This window comes from Citrobacter sp. R-1.5.2, assembly GCF_035064245.1.
Classification (GTDB): Bacteria; Pseudomonadota; Gammaproteobacteria; order Enterobacterales; family Enterobacteriaceae; genus Citrobacter.
Window position 1 is genome coordinate 213,592 of sequence record NZ_JASEYC010000002.1, and the last position, 15,911, is coordinate 229,502.

At 51.9% G+C, this 15,911-nt stretch carries 13 protein-coding genes and 1 pseudogene; 5 read left to right on the plus strand and 9 right to left on the minus strand.

The window, feature by feature from the left end:
- Positions 1-84: 84 nt before the first annotated feature.
- Positions 85-627: a YfaZ family protein gene (locus tag QMN38_RS05075; protein ID WP_048211092.1), complete on the plus strand. Its 543-nt coding sequence runs from the start codon at positions 85-87 to the stop codon at positions 625-627.
- Between the two features lie 79 nt (positions 628-706).
- Positions 707-1,903 carry a nicotinamide mononucleotide deamidase-related protein YfaY gene (locus QMN38_RS05080; RefSeq protein ID WP_271440128.1) on the plus strand — a complete coding sequence of 399 codons (1,197 nt, stop codon included), beginning with the start codon at positions 707-709 and terminating at the stop codon, positions 1,901-1,903.
- A 38-nt stretch (positions 1,904-1,941) separates the two neighbouring features.
- On the opposite strand, the pseudogene QMN38_RS05085 reads toward QMN38_RS05080, so the two are convergent.
- The 5 genes and pseudogenes from QMN38_RS05085 to glpA all read right to left on the minus strand — a co-directional run.
- A pseudogene (locus QMN38_RS05085) lies at positions 1,942-2,316 on the minus strand (Rpn family recombination-promoting nuclease/putative transposase); the annotation flags it as partial.
- Complete coding sequence (locus tag QMN38_RS26950; RefSeq protein WP_416348252.1) at positions 2,307-2,411, minus strand: Rpn family recombination-promoting nuclease/putative transposase; 105 nt, start codon at positions 2,409-2,411, stop codon at positions 2,307-2,309. The gene QMN38_RS26950 and the pseudogene QMN38_RS05085, both read right to left, overlap by 10 nt.
- Before the next feature lie 185 nt (positions 2,412-2,596).
- The gene (gene glpC / locus QMN38_RS05090) at positions 2,597-3,787 is read right to left on the minus strand and encodes an anaerobic glycerol-3-phosphate dehydrogenase subunit GlpC (protein WP_323604641.1); all 1,191 of its coding nucleotides are present in this window, start codon (positions 3,785-3,787) and stop codon (positions 2,597-2,599) included.
- Entirely contained in the window at positions 3,784-5,043 is a 1,260-nt protein-coding gene (glpB, locus tag QMN38_RS05095; RefSeq protein ID WP_271448517.1) for a glycerol-3-phosphate dehydrogenase subunit GlpB, read from the minus strand. The genes glpC and glpB overlap by 4 nt, the downstream gene beginning before the upstream one ends.
- A complete protein-coding gene (gene glpA / locus QMN38_RS05100) occupies positions 5,033-6,661 on the minus strand; it encodes an anaerobic glycerol-3-phosphate dehydrogenase subunit A (RefSeq protein WP_323604642.1) in 1,629 nt (542 codons plus the stop codon). The genes glpB and glpA overlap by 11 nt, the downstream gene beginning before the upstream one ends.
- A 272-nt stretch (positions 6,662-6,933) precedes the next feature.
- Here glpA and glpT point away from each other — a divergent pair, with 272 nt between their 5' ends.
- Positions 6,934-8,292 (plus strand): glycerol-3-phosphate transporter, encoded by a 1,359-nt coding sequence (gene glpT / locus QMN38_RS05105; protein WP_137384134.1) that lies wholly within the window; start codon positions 6,934-6,936, stop codon positions 8,290-8,292.
- Positions 8,293-8,295: 3 nt separating this feature from the next.
- On the plus strand, positions 8,296-9,363 hold the full coding sequence (gene glpQ / locus QMN38_RS05110; protein ID WP_137384133.1) for a glycerophosphodiester phosphodiesterase: 1,068 nt from the start codon (positions 8,296-8,298) through the stop codon (positions 9,361-9,363).
- A 62-nt stretch (positions 9,364-9,425) separates the two neighbouring features.
- Here the strand turns inward: glpQ and QMN38_RS05115 are convergent, their stop codons facing one another.
- Positions 9,426-10,304, minus strand: a complete 879-nt coding sequence (locus QMN38_RS05115) for a LysR family transcriptional regulator (RefSeq protein WP_271448516.1) — start codon at positions 10,302-10,304, stop codon at positions 9,426-9,428.
- Positions 10,305-10,521: 217 nt separating this feature from the next.
- On the opposite strand from QMN38_RS05115, the gene QMN38_RS05120 reads away from it, so the two are divergent.
- On the plus strand, positions 10,522-11,712 hold the full coding sequence (locus QMN38_RS05120) for an MFS transporter (protein ID WP_323604643.1): 1,191 nt from the start codon (positions 10,522-10,524) through the stop codon (positions 11,710-11,712).
- Positions 11,713-11,715: 3 nt separating this feature from the next.
- Here the strand turns inward: QMN38_RS05120 and yfaE are convergent, their stop codons facing one another.
- The 3 genes from yfaE to nrdA all read right to left on the minus strand — a co-directional run bounded on the left by yfaE (position 11,716) and on the right by nrdA (position 15,497).
- Positions 11,716-11,970, minus strand: a complete 255-nt coding sequence (yfaE, locus tag QMN38_RS05125) for a ferredoxin-like diferric-tyrosyl radical cofactor maintenance protein YfaE (RefSeq protein ID WP_115643144.1) — start codon at positions 11,968-11,970, stop codon at positions 11,716-11,718.
- Positions 11,970-13,100, minus strand: coding sequence for a class Ia ribonucleoside-diphosphate reductase subunit beta (gene nrdB / locus QMN38_RS05130; RefSeq protein ID WP_003834668.1), 1,131 nt, complete (start codon positions 13,098-13,100; stop codon positions 11,970-11,972). Before nrdB ends, yfaE begins: the two co-directional genes overlap by 1 nt.
- A 111-nt stretch (positions 13,101-13,211) precedes the next feature.
- Positions 13,212-15,497 carry a class 1a ribonucleoside-diphosphate reductase subunit alpha gene (gene nrdA, locus QMN38_RS05135; RefSeq protein WP_271448514.1) on the minus strand — a complete coding sequence of 762 codons (2,286 nt, stop codon included), beginning with the start codon at positions 15,495-15,497 and terminating at the stop codon, positions 13,212-13,214.
- Positions 15,498-15,911 lie beyond the last annotated feature (414 nt).

The window sequence follows — 15,911 nt, forward strand, 5'->3', positions numbered from 1 at the left end:
TTAGCTCATTGATTCCTCGCCATCTGGCAGTACAATCCAGCGGTTTTGGGGCTATGTTTTGATTCTTGCTGGAAAGGATAGAAAATGAAAAAAAGTTTATTACTGGGTTTTGCCGGAATGCTGTTTGTTTCTGCGTCGGCGAATGCGATTAGCATTAGCGGTCAGGCTGGCGAAGATTACACTAACCTCGGTTTTGGTATGGGTACTGAGTCCACCGGACTGGCTGTTAGCGGCAACTGGATGCATAACGATGACGACGGTGATGTTGCAGGGCTTGGCCTTGGTCTGAATATCCCTCTGGGTCCGTTGCTGGCAACAGTCGGTGGGAAAGGTATCTATACCAACCCAAAAGACGGTGATGAAGGCTACGCGGCAGCTGTCGGTGGTGGTTTACAGTGGCCGATTGGCGACAGTTTCCGTCTGTTTGGCGAATACTACTACTCCCCGGACTCACTCTCCAGCGGGATCGACAGCTATGAAGAAGCAAATGCTGGTGCGCGCCTGACGATTATGCGTCCGCTGAGCATTGAAGCAGGTTACCGTTACCTGAATCTGGCGGGTAAAGATGGCAACCGCGATAACGCGATTGCTGACGGCCCATACATCGGGGTTAACGCCAGTTTCTAATCTACCAGGCGCGGCGTTCAGTCGCGCCTTCCCCCCTCCTTGCGTTATAGTGTTTTCATCATAAAAGCAGGAGAACACGATGTTAAACGTGGAGATGCTATCCACCGGGGATGAAGTGTTGCACGGACAAATCGTCGACACCAATGCCGCCTGGCTGGCCGATTTTTTCTTTAATCAGGGATTACCATTAACACGCCGCAATACGGTAGGCGACAATCTGAATGATTTGGTCGCTATTCTGCGTGAGCGTAGCGAACATGCTGATGTGCTGATCGTCAATGGTGGCTTAGGGCCGACTAGCGATGATTTGAGCGCACTGGCGGCGGCAACCGCAAAAGGTGAAGGGCTGGTTCTGCATGAAGCGTGGCTGGCCGAAATGACGCGTTTTTTCCGTGAGCGGGGACGTGTGATGGCACCGAGCAATCGCAAACAGGCTGAACTTCCGGCCAGCGCGGAGTTTATTAATAATCCGGTCGGAACGGCCTGCGGGTTCGCCGTGAAGCTTAATCGCTGCCTGATGTTTTTTACGCCGGGTGTGCCGTCAGAATTTAAAGTCATGGTTGAACATGAGATCCTGCCGCGCCTGCGTGAACGTTTTTCTCTCTCTCAGCCCCCGCTATGCCTGCGCTTAACGACCTTTGGTCGTTCTGAAAGCGATCTGGCACAGAGCCTGGACTCTCTGGTTTTACCGCCAGGGGTGACAATGGGATATCGCTCGTCGATGCCGATTATCGAGCTGAAGTTAACCGGGCCTGATTCCCAACGTGAAGCGATGCTGGCGCTATGGCCAGAGGTGAAACGCGTTGCCGGCCAGAACATGATTTTTGAAGGTACCGAAGGGTTACCTGCGCAAATTACCCGTAAGCTCCAGGAGCGCCAGTACAGTCTGACGCTGAGCGAGCAATTTACCGGAGGCTTAATTGCTCTGCAGCTGTCTCGCGCCAGTGCCCCGCTGTTAGCGAGCGAGGTGGTGCCATCTCAGGAAGAAACGCTGGCACAAACGGCGCACTGGATAACCGAGCGACGCGGCAACCATTATGCCGAACTGGCGCTGGCGGTATCGGGTTTCGAAAACGAACATATTAACTTCGCACTGGCAACACCTGACGGCACGCATGCCTTGCGGGTGCGACTCAATGCAAATCGCTACAGTTTGGCTATTCGTCAGGAAGTTTGCGCAATGATGGCGCTTAATATGCTGCGGCGTTGGCTAAATGGTCAGGATATTGCCGGGGAACATGGCTGGATAGAAGTGGTTGAATCGCTCACGATTTAATGATTGATTGGGAAGGCTAAAAACCTTCCCGATCTGACTCATTCTGTGACATCGTCAGGCAATAGCCCAGTAATTAACCGAACCAAATCACGATCAATTCCATTTACCAGCATCATGCGCGCGATACGTAAGGCTTCTTCTTGCGTACCTTTCTGTACTCCTTGCGCTAATCCTTGTTGTATCCCTTGTTGTAGCCCATTGTGGTGACCTTCTTGTTTTAGCCTCTCTGCGATTGTCATCAACCTCTCCTTGTGGCGGGGGGAACGTTCGGCAACTTCATGGATAAATTCGCTGACGTGAGAAACGTCACCGTACTGTAGCAGGTAATTAAATAGCGTTTGTAGCTGGCTGTCATTAGCGGTGCTTGTAACTAACAGCGAGACCAGGCGGTCCACTAATCCCATCAAATCGCGATCTGTATATCCAGATAATCCCGAGCCATCTCAGGGTAAGACATTATCTTTTTAAAAACGGCATCATGCGGTGTAGATGTAGTGGATTTAGCCATGGTAGTCCGTCACCGGAAAGAGAAGATGGCGTGACGGTATCCACTTTTAATATGCGCTGCATGCGGAAAATGGGGTCTTTGCGTGGGTGAATCAGAGATAAATACGCCCGACTGCAACGTATTCAATTAAGCGGAACGGGCTACGCAAAAAAATGCCCGGTAGCAAATGACACCGGGCAACAGGTTTAACCCAACGCTTTGGCAAGCAGGGTGATAGGGTGTTCGCAGCGAAGGCTTGTTGACATCTCAATCTGCCATTTACACGTTTCGCAGTCGGTCACGACGATATCCGCGCCGCTTTCTTCAATCTGGCGGAATAACGGTGCGCCGATTGATTGTGACGTCGGATAGTTTTCTTTTTTGAATCCGTAAGTTCCGGCGATCCCGCAGCACTGTGAATCCAGCACAGTCAGTTCAAGTCCGGGAATTTGTCGCAGCAGTTCCAGCGTATAGAGTGTCCAGCCCATTTTCTCCATATGACAGGGTGTGTGATAGACCACTTTTAGCGGCAACGTTTTCAGCGGCAACGTTTTCCCTTCATCCAGCTTGCGCCACAGCCAGCGTGTAGCCAGTTCAATATGTTCGCGCAGACCTGAGTTGTCGACATCCAGCACTTCAGGGTATTCATCGCGTAGCGCAAAGGTACAGGTTGAAGAGGTGGCAATAACCGGGATGCCTTTTCCGTCAATCGCTTCTCGCAGTGAAGCCACATTACTTACCGCCTGCTTACGTGCTTTATCGGTGAAACCGTTGGCGATCAGTGGTACACCACAGCATTTCTCTTTACTCAGCAGTTGTACGCCGGTACCCATCGCATTCAACACCTTGATCAGGTCTTTGCCGAGCTGGGGATGGTTGTAATTCACAAAACAGCCGTGGAAAAAGGCGACCTGATCCTGGTACTGCGCCTGCTGTGCGGCAACGCTGCGATACCAGCGGCGGAAGGTGCCAAAGGAGTACTTCGGCAGCGTACGGCGATGATCGATTTTTAACGCGTAATCCAGCAGTTGACGCACCGGTTTCAATGATGTAGCGGTGTTCACGATGGGTGCGAACGGCGTAGAAACACTGCCCATCAAATCGGTATGGCTTAAGACAAAGTTACGTATCGATGGACGCGTCGTGTCGTATTTGGCACGAGCGCGTTGAATGATATCGCCAATTTTGACATCCGAAGGGCAGGCCACTTCACAGCGTTTGCAGTTGATGCAATATTTCAGCGCATCGTCGTATAACGCACCATCTTTCAAACGCAGACGTTCACCGTCAGGGCCGGCTTGTTTAGGGCCAGGGTAACCAGGGTTGACACGGCTTACCGGGCAGGCTGTGGTGCACACTGTGCATTTGATACAACTTTCAAAACGTGTGTCGCTCATTGCTGGCCTCCTGCACGTTTCGCAATATGATGAGCGGCGTGTAAAGCGCTCACTGCGCACACTCCGCCTCCGCAACCCTGGGCGATAGGGTCAAAACCGCCAAGTACCGATCCGATGGCAAACATATTCTCTACTGTTTTTCCTGCAAGCGATGGACGCAGTTCAGCATCGGTGGTTACGCCAAACTGTTGCCACGGCTGCGGATCAAAAACGTCACGCTGATACCATTGCGCACGTGTGGCGGTTTGTTGTACATCCAGACCGAGAATCGGCTCATGAACGGCCTCACGCGTGGCAACCAGTCCGCTGCTAAAGAAGCTGCCGCTGGCGAGCACGGCGAAGCGTGGACGCAATGGAATATCGGCATGGTTGCGGGTCCAGATTTCGCTGACAACGCCATCCTGACAGGTGATTTTTTTCACTTCATCGCCAGGCATCCACACCCCACCCTGGCGTACAAATTGGCGCTGCAATTTGTTATGCAGGCGCATGCCCAACACTGATGGCGGTAAAGTGGGTAATAACATCAGTGAGCAGGGCAGGCGGTCGTTGAGCCACTTCCAGAGCCGATCGTCAGCCAGACCGAAACAGGCTGGCATAATTATCATGTCGCAGGTTTTTGCGATTGGCAGCAGGGCGTCATAGAGCAGCGACCATTTATCTTCGTTATCTAACAGACGTGCAATGTTGACGGCACGAAACTCGGTTGGGTTATCACGCAGGACATCCAGTTCTGGCAAATCGATTTCAGCCGTTTCGACGCTGAGGTTACGCTGGCGCAGTGAGGCTGCGGCCAGGTGCGCCTGGAAATCCAGTAAGCCGCTAATTCCCACCACACAGATGCGTTGTGCTGATAACGGCCAGACCGGCACTTCCGCCGAACTAAGCCAGGTTGAACGCAGGGTTCCCAACGGTGTTACACGTTGATGAGCTTGATGAACCTTACCGTGCAAATGTGTTCCACACTCTTCCAACAGATTCTGCGCCTGCTGCGCCAGCGCCAGTACAGTCTGCGTTCCGATGGTGCTATAAGGATGACCCGGAGCTTGAGTACGCAGTGCATTCAGCCCTGCTTCAATGTCGGTTACCGGTTGACCATCTGGCAGGTTGCTGAGCAAATCCAGTGAGCCGGAGGAAAAGTGCAGAGCGCTTTGGCCGCGGGTAACAATCGTGCAGCGCAACCCGCTTTTTTGCAGTTGCAGGCCACACATCAGCCCGGCGAGACCGCCGCCGATAATGACGGTATCAAATTTCATTCTGGTGCTCCTTTTCCAGACCGCATAACCCCTGATAAACCCAGCGGGTGAACTCGCTTTCGCGCAGTGCATCTCCCCACGCGATAGGCTGCACGCCTTTCCAGCGTTCGTTGAGGAATTCAGAAAGCTGGGTGATAGATTGTGCGGCGGTAGTGACATTAAAACGTTGTAGCAAACCTGCGGCGCGGCAGGCACACAATTCGCCCTGACACGTCCCCATCCCGACGCGGGTGCGACGACGTAAATCGAGCAAACTGTTGACGGTTAAATTTTCAACGGCATATTGCACTTCACCTGCGGTGACGGCTTCACATTCACAGACCAGGCTACGGTGCTGACGGCCTTCGCTAAGCCATGCCGGGGTGCGGTCGCCATGGCGGTAGACCGCTGAGCCGCGCAGTGGCGCTGGCAAAGAGATAACGCGTTTAAGCGTGTGTTCGGTTGACTCCTGCGAGCCTGGCAGTGCTGTCTCTGCGGTCGTACAAGGGCGAGAATTGCCCAGTTTTCGGCACACTGCGTCGGTGGCCCATTCCGCCATCAGGCGGTAGGTCATCAGTTTGCCACCGGTAATGGTGATAAATCCGTCCAGTCCGTCGCGCGTGGCGTGATCGAATAACACAATACCGCGGCTGACGTTACGGCCGGTCGGATCGTCGTCGCTTGCCACCAGCGGACGCACACCGGAGTAAGCACGCAGGATGCGAGTTTTCGCCATAATTGGCGCCAACTTCTCACCTTCACGCAGCAGAATATCCACCTCTTCTGCGGTGACGCGGTTGCTGTCGATATCGTCGTAATCAATGTGCTGTGAGGTTGTACCGATCAGTGAAATGGTATCGCCAGGGACCAGAATATCGGCGTCAGATGGCTTACGGCAGCGGTTGATAACATGCTGGTTTATGCGATGGTCCATGATCAACAGAGAACCTTTCGCCGGGAACATACGGATGCTCAGATCCGCATATTCTGCAATGCGCTGACCCCAGATCCCGGCGGCATTAACGACCACCGGCGCATGCAGAGACTGCATCTCGCCTGTCAGATGGTTGCGTACGTTCACCCCGCACACGGTCGCACCTTCACGAATCAGCCCCGTCACTTCATGGGCCGTTAAGATAATCGCACCGTGCTCTCGTGCATCCAGCATGTTGGCGGCGGTTAAGCGGAAAGGATCAACGGTACCGTCTGGTACTTTCACTGCGCCAATCAGTTGCGGGTTTACCGAAGGTTCGATAATACGCGCCTGCTGTGGATCAATCGCTTCTGCGCGGATGCCCGCGTCTTCACAGGCACGAATAAAGGTTGCCTGGAAAGAGAGTTCATCTTCTGGCAGCGTAATAAACAGACCGTCCGTCGGCTCAACACAATGGCGGGCGATACGTTTCAGAATTTGGTTTTCGCTAATGCATTCGCGGGCAGATTCAGCATCAGTAACAGCGTAACGTGCTCCGCTGTGCAGCAGACCGTGGTTACGGCCCGTCGCGCCTGTCGCGATATCGTGGCGTTCTACTAAGATGACGCGCAATCCGCGCAGGGCACAGTCGCGTGCGATCCCTGCACCTGTTGCTCCTCCACCAATGATAATCACGTCACTTGTTTGCGAGTCGCGAGTTTTCATTGTTTTTCCTCACAGTTCGTTTTTTATCATTTAGCCACATAAAAAACATGGATTGTTTGATTTCGCGCATAATCGCTCATAATTCGAAAATGAAACGTGATTCCGTGCGCTTTTATGAACATTTGTCATAAATGTGTAACAATCTGTGCTGTAATTCACATTATTGCCCTGAATGTTTCCTTAACATCGCGGCCACACTGGGAGCGGTAGGGTTGTTACGGCAATCTGCAGTGTTTCCTTCGAATGAAAGACGGCCACGGAGGCTACTATATATGTTGAGTATTTTTAAACCTGCGCCACACAAAGCGCGTTTAGCTGCAGCGGAGATCGATCCGACTTATCGTCGATTGCGCTGGCAGATTTTCCTGGGGATTTTTTTCGGTTATGCCGCGTACTATCTGGTACGTAAGAACTTTGCTCTGGCCATGCCGTATCTGGTTGAACAGGGTTTCTCTCGTGGCGATCTGGGCTTTGCGTTGTCCGGTATCTCCATTGCATACGGATTTTCGAAATTCATCATGGGGTCCGTCTCGGATCGCTCGAATCCGCGCGTTTTCCTGCCAGCGGGTCTGATTCTGGCTGCTGCGGTGATGCTGTTCATGGGCTTCGTGCCGTGGGCGACATCCAGCATTGCAGTCATGTTTGTGCTGCTGTTCCTCTGCGGTTGGTTCCAGGGGATGGGGTGGCCGCCGTGTGGCCGTACCATGGTGCACTGGTGGTCGCAGAAAGAGCGTGGCGGCATCGTTTCCGTCTGGAACTGTGCGCATAACGTAGGTGGCGGTCTGCCTCCGCTGCTGTTCCTGTTGGGTATGGCCTGGTTTAACGACTGGAAAGCTGCGCTGTACATGCCTGCCTTTGGTGCGATAGTCGTTGCGCTGTTCGCCTTTGCGATGATGCGTGATACGCCGCAGTCCTGTGGCCTGCCGCCTATCGAAGAGTACAAGAACGACTATCCGGATGATTACAACGAAAAAGCGGAAGAAGAGCTGACTGCGAAGCAGATCTTCATGCAATACGTACTGCCGAATAAACTGTTGTGGTATATCGCTATCGCCAACGTGTTCGTCTATCTGCTGCGTTACGGTATCCTGGACTGGTCACCGACCTATCTGAAAGAAGTGAAGCATTTTGCGCTGGATAAATCGTCCTGGGCTTACTTCCTGTACGAGTATGCCGGTATTCCAGGTACGCTGCTGTGCGGCTGGATGTCGGATAAAGTCTTCCGCGGTAACCGTGGTGCCACAGGTGTGTTCTTTATGACGCTGGTCACCATCGCGACGGTCGTTTACTGGATGAACCCGGCAGGCAATCCGAACGTGGATATGGCTTGTATGATTATCATCGGCTTCCTGATCTACGGCCCGGTCATGTTGATCGGTCTGCATGCGCTGGAACTGGCACCGAAAAAAGCGGCGGGGACGGCGGCAGGCTTTACTGGACTGTTCGGCTACCTGGGCGGCTCTGTAGCGGCGAGCGCCATTGTAGGTTACACCGTTGACTTCTTCGGCTGGGATGGCGGCTTCATGGTGATGATTGGCGGTAGCGTACTGGCGGTGATTCTGCTGGTGGTCGTCATGATTGGTGAAAAACGCCATCATGCAGAAATGATGCTGAAGCGTAACGGGGGCTAATGGATGAAAACCACATTGAAAAGTCTCAGCGTAGCGCTGATGCTGGCAGGTATGGTTGTTAGCAGTGCGGCGGTTGCCGCAGATAAAATTGTCATTGCACACCGTGGTGCCAGCGGATATTTACCCGAGCACACGCTGCCTGCGAAAGCGATGGCTTATGCTCAGGGTGCGGATTTTCTGGAGCAGGATTTGGTGATGACCAAGGATGATCACCTGGTTGTCCTGCATGACCACTATCTTGACCGCGTAACCGATGTTGCTGAGCGCTTCCCGGATCGTGCGCGTAAAGATGGGCGTTACTATGCCATCGACTTTACGCTGGATGAGATCAAATCGCTGAAATTTACCGAAGGTTTCGATATCGAAAATGGCAAAAAGGTACAGACATATCCAGGGCGTTTCCCGATGGGTAAATCTGATTTCCGTGTGCACACTTTCGAAGAAGAAATTGAGTTTGTTCAGGGATTAAATCATTCAACTGGCAAAAACATCGGCATTTACCCGGAAATGAAAGCGCCGTGGTTCCATCACCAGGAAGGGAAGGACATCGCCGCTAAGACGCTGGAAGTGCTGAAAAAGTACGGGTACACCGGTAAACAAGACAATGTCTATCTGCAGTGCTTTGATGTTGCGGAGTTAAAACGCATCAAAAATGAACTGGAACCGAAGATGGGGATGGATCTCAATCTGGTGCAGTTGATTGCGTACACTGACTGGAATGAAACTCAGGAGAAAAAACCAGACGGCAGTTGGGTAAATTACAACTACGACTGGATGTTCAAACCGGGTGCCATGAAGCAGGTGGCGGAGTATGCGGATGGCATTGGGCCGGACTACCATATGTTGGTTGATGAGAAGTCCAGTAAGGGCAATATCTCATTAACGGGTATGGTACAGGACGCGCACCAGAACAAGATGGTGGTGCATCCATATACTGTTCGTGCCGATCAGTTGCCGGATTATGCAACGGATGTAAACCAGCTGTATGACGTGTTGTACAACAAGGCGGGCGTTGACGGGCTGTTCACCGACTTCCCCGACAAAGCGGTAAAATTCCTGCATAAAGAGTAACGGCAGAAGGCCTGCGATGAACGTATTCTCGCAGGCCTTATTTGTGAAGCGTGAGCAGATTGCTAGATGAGGCCGTCAGCAGTCAACGATTCCATATATGCCTGCAGTAGAAATAAAGGGCTGCCGTCTACCGGCGGCTCTTTTGCCAATAACGATATTTGTCGATAAAACGTTGGCTCCAGCGCTACAGAGCGAATTTCCCCGCCAACTGCCTTCAGCGTGAGTTCCGGTAGTAATGCAATCCCCAGCCCCTGGCGAATAAAACTCATTGCGGTATCCGGATGGTTAAATTCGTATTTAATAACTGGCTCAATCCCTTTTTCTTTAAACAATGTCATGATGCTTAATTCATAGCGGCCTTTACTGATAATCAGCGGTTCTCCCATCAGTTCTTCCAGCGAAACGGTGGTGTTGGCTGCCAGCGGGTGGCTTTCGGGGACCACTACGGTGAATCTGTCACGAATGACAGGTACGCAATACATATTGCTGACCGGGAAGTGTACAAAGCCTGCATCAATGCTCCCATTGCGGAGTGAATCCACTATCTCGTTGCTGTTCTCTTCGTAGGGTATGATTTTGATAGTAGGGTGCTGATGCTCAAAGTAGCGGATGATGCCGGGTAAAATGCAGGCGCAGGCACTGGGAAAACAGCCAATATGCAGGGTACGAATTGGGTTTTGCTTCTCCTGCTCGGCAATCTCTTTGACCGCGTGCGTTTGCACGATAATCTCACGAAGGTGTGGGATAAGCCGGGAACCTGCTGGCGTTAGCTGAATATCTTTTCGACGCTCACGGATTAAAATATCGATGCCCAGCTCTTCTTCAAGCGCTGAAATAGCCTGACTCACTGCCGATTGGGTCATATAGAGCCGTTTGCTGGCTTCGGTGAAACCACCGTACTCAAGAACGGCAAGCAGGGCGTGGATCTGTGTTAGCGTCATTAGTTATCTCTAATTAATATAATTAAAATGATTAATTTCTCTAATATCATAGGCCTGTTTATACTTGCTTTCTACATTCAGTACCCAAAATAATTGGCGTAGCCAACACGTAAGCAACGTGAAGTATGACGGGTATAAATCACATTTTGACGCACCTGTCCGTGGTTCAGTTGAGCTGAGCGTTGCCTGCGTGCGCCGTCTGAACAGGTTGTCGAAAATGAAAGAAAAACTGTGGACGAAGGATTTTTGGGCAATAACAATTATCAGCTTTATTATCTTTTTTGTTTTTTATGTCCTGCTGACCCTGCTTCCGATCTATATTTCGGATCGCCTGCATGCGACTCCTGATAAGGCCGGTTTATTAGTCACGTTCTTTTTGGGCGCAGCCATTCTTGTTCGTCCTTTTGCCGGGCAGTGGGTGGGAAAATATTCGAATAAAACGATTCTGGTGCTCTCTTCTCTGGCCTTTTTGGTGGTCACTGCGCTGTATCCGGTTTGCCATTCAATTGAATCACTCCTGCTGATTCGGGTGCTTCATGGTGTAACGTTTGGCGTTATAACCACGGTAAAAGGAACGATTTCCGCGCGGTTGATACCGGCCTCCCGACGTGGGGAGGGCATCAGTTTTTTCTCGTTAGCCATGGGATTGGCGATGGTGGTTGGGCCATGGGTCGGGCTGAACATGGCGCGCTGGGAAGCATACACCGCCGCATTCTGGCTGTGCACGGCCGTGGCTGCGCTGGGGATTGTGCTGTCACTGATTGTCGCCGTACCGCCAGTGATTCGTCACGCTGATGGATCTAAACCGAAGCTGGGCTTTGCCGCCATGTTTGACCGCGCTGCGCTGCCTTTCGCGATGGTGACATTCTTTATGACCTTTTCCTATGCGGGTGTTTCAGCCTTCCTTGCATTGTATGCCCGCGAATTGGATTTGATGGCAGCTGCCAGTAATTTCCTGCTTTGCTACGCTATTTGCCTGATGGTCTGCCGAACCTTTACCGGCAATATCTGTGATAAAAAAGGGCCGAAATACGTGGTTTACCCGTGCTTACTGGCCTTCACCGTTGGGTTGGTGGCGCTGGGTTACACCAACGGGAGTATGATGATGATTCTGGCCGGCGGATTGATCGGTATCGGCTATGGCTCAGTGACGCCTGTGTTTCAGACACAAATTATTAGCTCGGTGGAGCCGCACAAAATCGGTGTTGCCAATTCGTTGTTTTTCAATGCAATGGACGCGGGAATGGCGATTGGTGCGTTCATCATGGGGATGATGGTTGAAGGCGTGGGGTATCGGGCGATTTACCTGGTCGGGGCTTTGCTGGTGGTGCTGGCCGGGGCGTTGTATATCATGCAGATGAAAAGACGCGGCGACGTGGTACTGGTCTCCGCGCATGAAGTCCACTAAGCACTACATTTCAATCTCAATATCCCCGTTTGCCCGGCAACAGCAGGGCAATATCTCGCCCGGCTGAATAAACGCCAGAGGTTCTGCAATCCAGTCAACCTGTCCCGCCACCAGGCGGGTACGGCAAGAACCGCAGTAACCTTCACGGCACTGATACTCGACTTCAACGTTGTGCGATTCGAGCGCGGCGAGCAGGGAAGGATGTTCATCTTGGCACAGCAGTTGTGTGCCAGAGATGCGCAGAGTAACGCGGCCCATCAGAGCTGGAAATTACTCAGGTCGTCGGTATCAACTTCGGCGTCGATTTGGCCGACCAGGTAAGAGCTGACTTCCACTTCCTGCGGTGCAACCTGGACGTTATCGGATACCAGCCAGGTATTGATCCACGGGATCGGGTTAGAGCGTGTCTGGAATGGCAGATCAAGGCCAACAGCCTGCATACGGATATTGGTGATGTACTCAACGTACTGGCACAGGATATCTTTGTTCAGACCGATCATCGAACCGTCACGGAACAGATAATCTGCCCACTCTTTTTCCTGCAGCGCGGCCTGTACAAACAGGTCATAGCACTCTTGTTTACACTCTTCGGCAATTTCGGCCATCTCTGGATCGTCGACACCGCTGCGCAGCAGGTTCAGCATATGCTGGGTGCCGGTCAGATGCAGGGCTTCATCACGGGCAATCAGACGAATGATTTTTGCATTGCCTTCCATCAGTTCACGTTCCGCAAAAGCGAAAGAGCAGGCAAAGCTGACGTAGAAGCGAATAGCTTCCAGCGCGTTAACGCTCATCAGGCACAGATACAGTTTTTTCTTCAGTTCACGCAGATTGACGACAACCGTTTTACCATTAACCGTATGCGTGCCTTCGCCCAGCAGATGCCAGTAGCTGGTCATCTCGATTAACTCATCGTAGTAGCTGGAAATACCTTCCGCGCGTTTCTGGATCTGTTCGTTGGTGACGATATCGTCGAACACCACCGCGGGATCGTTAACGATATTACGGATGATATGGGTATAAGAGCGGGAGTGGATAGTCTCGGAAAATGCCCACGTTTCCACCCAGGTTTCCAACTCAGGGATAGAAATCAGCGGCAGCAGAGCCACGTTCGGGCTACGCCCCTGAATAGAGTCCAGCAGCGTCTGATACTTCAGGTTGCTGATAAAAATATGTTTTTCATGTTCCGGCAGTGCCTGGAAGTCAATGCGGTCACGTGAAACGTCGACTTCTTCCGGACGCCAGAAGAAAGAGAGCTGCTTTTCGATCAGTTTTTCGAAGATGTCATATTTTTGCTGGTCGTAGCGGGCGACGTTCACCGGCTGGCCGAAAAACATCGGTTCCAGAAGCTGGTCATTTTTCGTCTGTGAAAAAGTGGTGTATGCCATTGATGTGAATCCTTTGTGGGATGTGCGCCGGAGGCGGTGCAAGCACCTTTTCCGGCCTACAAACCGTGCAATCGTAGGCCGGGTAAGCATAGCGCCACCCGGCATCATTCATCAGATCTTACATGCGCCGCTTTCGCAGCCATCATCCTGAATGGATGGTACCAGATCGTCCTGAGAATCTTCCGCACCGTCGCGGGTGTTCTGATAATACAGCGTTTTGACACCAAATTTGTAGGCGGTGAGCAGGTCTTTCAGTAACTGCTGCATCGGCACTTTTCCTGATGGGAAGCGTGACGGATCGTAGTTGGTGTTGGCAGAAATCGACTGATCGATAAATTTCTGCATGATCCCTACCAGTTGCAGATACCCGTCATTGTTCGGCATCTCCCACAGCAGTTCGTACGCGTCGTGCAGGTGTTCGTAGTCCGGCACAACCTGACGCAGAATGCCATCTTTGGATGCTTTAATGCTCACGTAGCCGCGCGGCGGTTCAATGCCGTTAGTGGCGTTGGAGATCTGCGAAGAGGTCTCCGACGGCATCAGCGCAGAAAGCGTGGAGTTACGCAGACCGTGGGTCTTAATGGACTCACGCAGTTGCTCCCAATCCAGGTGCAACGGCTCGTTGGCAATGGCATCCAGATCTTTCTTATAGGTATCGATCGGCAAAATACCCTGCGCATAGGTGGTTTCGTTGAACCACGGGCATGCGCCTTGCTCTTTTGCCAGTTCGTTAGAGGCTTTCAGCAGGTAATACTGAATGGCTTCAAAGGTTTTGTGGGTCAGGTTATTTGCGCTGCCGTCAGAGTAACGCTTACCGTTTTTCGCCAGCCAGTAGGCGTAGTTGATCACGCCAATACCCAGCGTACGACGGCCCATGGCACCACGTTTAGCGGCCGGAATTGGATAATCCTGGTAATCCAGCAGCGCATCGAGAGCACGCACAGCCAGTACGGCCAGTTCTTCCAGCTCATCCAGGCTGTCGATAGCACCAAGGTTGAATGCGGATAACGTACACAGTGCGATTTCACCGTTTTCGTCGTTCACATCGGTCAACGGTTTGGTCGGCAGTGCGATTTCCAGACACAGGTTGGACTGGCGTACCGGTGCGACAGCCGGATCAAACGGGCTGTGGGTGTTGCAGTGGTCAACGTTCTGAATGTAGATACGACCAGTAGAAGCACGTTCCTGCATCATCAGCGAGAACAGCTCAACTGCTTTCACGCGCTGTTTGCGGATGCTGTCGTCGTTTTCATATTTTGTGTACAGGCGTTCAAACTCGTCCTGATCGGCGAAGAATGCGTCGTACAGACCCGGAACATCGGACGGGCTGAACAGGGTGATGTCACCGCCTTTCAGCAGGCGCGTATACATCAGCTTGTTGATCTGCACACCGTAGTCCATATGACGGACGCGGTTACCTTCTACGCCACGGTTGTTTTTCAACACCAGCAGGCTTTCCACTTCCAGATGCCACATCGGGTAGAACAGCGTAGCGGCACCGCCGCGCACGCCGCCCTGAGAGCAGGATTTCACCGCTGTCTGGAAGTGTTTGTAGAATGGGATACAGCCCGTGTGGAACGCCTCACCGCCGCGAATAGGGCTACCCAGCGCACGAATGCGACCCGCGTTGATACCAATGCCAGCACGTTGAGAAACGTATTTTACAATCGCGCTGGACGTGGCGTTAATCGAATCCAGGCTGTCGCCACACTCGATCAGTACACAGGAACTGAACTGACGGGTAGGGGTGCGCACGCCGGACATAATTGGTGTCGGCAGCGAAATTTTGAACGTTGAAACGGCATCGTAGAAACGTTTTACATATTGCAGACGCGTTTCACGCGGATAGTTAGAGAACAGGCAGGCCGCGACCAGAATGTAGAGGAACTGCGCGCTTTCATAAATCTCACCGGTCACACGGTTTTGCACCAGATATTTGCCCTCTAACTGCTTTACCGCAGCATAAGAGAAGGTCATATCACGGTCGTGCTCGATGAACGAGTCCATCTGCTTGAACTCTTCTTCCGTGTAGTCTTCCAGCAGATGATTGTCGTATTTGCCCATTTCAACCATTTTCACAACATGGTCGTAAAGTGCAGGCGGTTCAAACTCGCCGTAGGCTTTTTTACGCAGGTGGAAAATTGCCAGGCGAGCAGCCAGGTACTGATAATCCGGCGCGTCGCGGGAGATCAGGTCCGCAGCAGCTTTGATGATTGTTTCATGGATATCGGAAGTCTTGATACCGTCATAAAACTGAATGTGGGAGCGCAACTCGACCTGTGAAATCGATACGTTATTCAGTCCTTCTGCCGCCCAATCCAGAACTCGATGGATTTTGTCGAGATTGATGCGCTCTGTACTACCATCACGCTTTGTCACCAGCAGACTCTGATTCATGTGGTTTTTTACCTGTCCGTGAAAGAAAAAATATCCCCCATATTATCCACAGTGCCACGTTGTGACTAAGTCTGTGGATAAATACTATATGTAGGGGTTGTTTGATAAAATAGACGCTATATGGTGAGTATTCTAGTAGGGATTCTTTTCAGTACAAGAGTTGATTTTGAGGTTAAATTGAGGTTGCAAAAGGGTAAGAATCGCTAAGTGCGCGTCTTATAAGGCCTGGCGGGGATGTCAATAATTGAGAAAAAAAATAGAAAATTTGATCGAGTGCTGATTTCTTCATCTAAGGCAAAGAAAGTTCTTATGATCTGGCACAAAAATTGCCCTAAGGCACCTACTCAGGATGAGTAGGTGATGCGTAATCACGTAGGCCTGATAAGCGAAGCGCCATCAGGCATTGACGCTCGG

Bases quoted from the DNA above. Each gene is read 5' to 3' on its own strand.
- glpQ (WP_137384133.1), top strand. From the start codon at position 8,296: ATGAAAACCACATTGAAAAGTCTCAGCGTAGCGCTGATGCTGGCAGGT.
- nrdA (WP_271448514.1), bottom strand. From the start codon at position 15,497: ATGAATCAGAGTCTGCTGGTGACAAAGCGTGATGGTAGTACAGAGCGC.
- QMN38_RS05080 (WP_271440128.1), top strand. From the start codon at position 707: ATGTTAAACGTGGAGATGCTATCCACCGGGGATGAAGTGTTGCACGGA.
- QMN38_RS05075 (WP_048211092.1), top strand. From the start codon at position 85: ATGAAAAAAAGTTTATTACTGGGTTTTGCCGGAATGCTGTTTGTTTCT.
- glpT (WP_137384134.1), top strand. From the start codon at position 6,934: ATGTTGAGTATTTTTAAACCTGCGCCACACAAAGCGCGTTTAGCTGCA.
- QMN38_RS05120 (WP_323604643.1), top strand. From the start codon at position 10,522: ATGAAAGAAAAACTGTGGACGAAGGATTTTTGGGCAATAACAATTATC.
- QMN38_RS05115 (WP_271448516.1), bottom strand. From the start codon at position 10,304: ATGACGCTAACACAGATCCACGCCCTGCTTGCCGTTCTTGAGTACGGT.
- glpA (WP_323604642.1), bottom strand. From the start codon at position 6,661: ATGAAAACTCGCGACTCGCAAACAAGTGACGTGATTATCATTGGTGGA.
- nrdB (WP_003834668.1), bottom strand. From the start codon at position 13,100: ATGGCATACACCACTTTTTCACAGACGAAAAATGACCAGCTTCTGGAA.
- yfaE (WP_115643144.1), bottom strand. From the start codon at position 11,970: ATGGGCCGCGTTACTCTGCGCATCTCTGGCACACAACTGCTGTGCCAA.
- glpC (WP_323604641.1), bottom strand. From the start codon at position 3,787: ATGAGCGACACACGTTTTGAAAGTTGTATCAAATGCACAGTGTGCACC.
- glpB (WP_271448517.1), bottom strand. From the start codon at position 5,043: ATGAAATTTGATACCGTCATTATCGGCGGCGGTCTCGCCGGGCTGATG.
- QMN38_RS26950 (WP_416348252.1), bottom strand. From the start codon at position 2,411: ATGGCTAAATCCACTACATCTACACCGCATGATGCCGTTTTTAAAAAG.